This window comes from Brachybacterium sp. AOP25-B2-12 (assembly GCF_052378625.1).
Lineage (GTDB): Bacteria > Actinomycetota > Actinomycetes > Actinomycetales > Dermabacteraceae > Brachybacterium.
Genome location: NZ_JBQSXW010000078.1, coordinates 1 through 643, shown reverse-complemented (window position 1 = coordinate 643; position 643 = coordinate 1). Strand labels below are relative to the sequence as shown.

2 protein-coding genes are annotated in these 643 nt (G+C 72.2%); one reads left to right on the top strand and one right to left on the bottom strand.

Annotated features, from left to right (window positions below):
- Positions 1-183, top strand: a 183-nt coding sequence (locus ACT3TZ_RS15230) for a hypothetical protein (protein ID WP_444584255.1), incomplete at its 5' end; no start/stop codon positions are given.
- 15 nt (positions 184-198) lie between these two features.
- Here the strand turns inward: ACT3TZ_RS15230 and ACT3TZ_RS15225 are convergent.
- On the bottom strand, positions 199-643 hold a 445-nt coding region (locus ACT3TZ_RS15225; RefSeq protein ID WP_444584254.1), incomplete at its 5' end, for a TrmH family RNA methyltransferase.

Genomic DNA, 643 nt, shown 5'->3' with positions numbered 1-643 from the left:
GGTTCAGGGGTGCGCGATCCCGACCTCCGCGCTCCCGCCGCGTTCCAGGGCTTGCTGCACGTCATCGACGGCGCCGCCGTGCCGCCCCGAGTTGCCGATCGACCCCACCGGCATCGTCGGCCGTCCACGGACACCAGGCGGACGGAGCACCGGGGGCGCACCCAGGGCTCTCCGGATCGCTGATCCGATGCGTCGCGGTCACCGCGTCGCGTAGAACGCCACCGCACTCGACGCCGCCACGTTCAGCGAGTCCACCCCGTGCATCATCGGGATCGTGACCCGCCGGTCCAGCGCCCGATCCGCCGCGCGGGTCATCCCGTGCCCCTCGGTGCCGAATACCAGGGCGAGCCGGTCGTGGTTCTCGGCGACGAGCTCGTCGAGGGTGATCGCGCCCTCGCCGAGCGTCATCCCGGCCACCGTGTACCCGGCCCCATGGAGAGCCTCGAGGCCGCCGGGCCAGGGATCGATCCGCGTCCACGGCACCTGGAACACGGTGCCCATCGACACCCGGATCGAGCGCCGATACAGCGGATCGGCGCAGCGCGGGGTCACGAGCACCGCGTCCACTCCCAGGGCCGCGGCCGAGCGGAAGCACGCGCCCACGTTGATGTGGTGTCCGGCTACGATCGGCTGCAAGGAAACC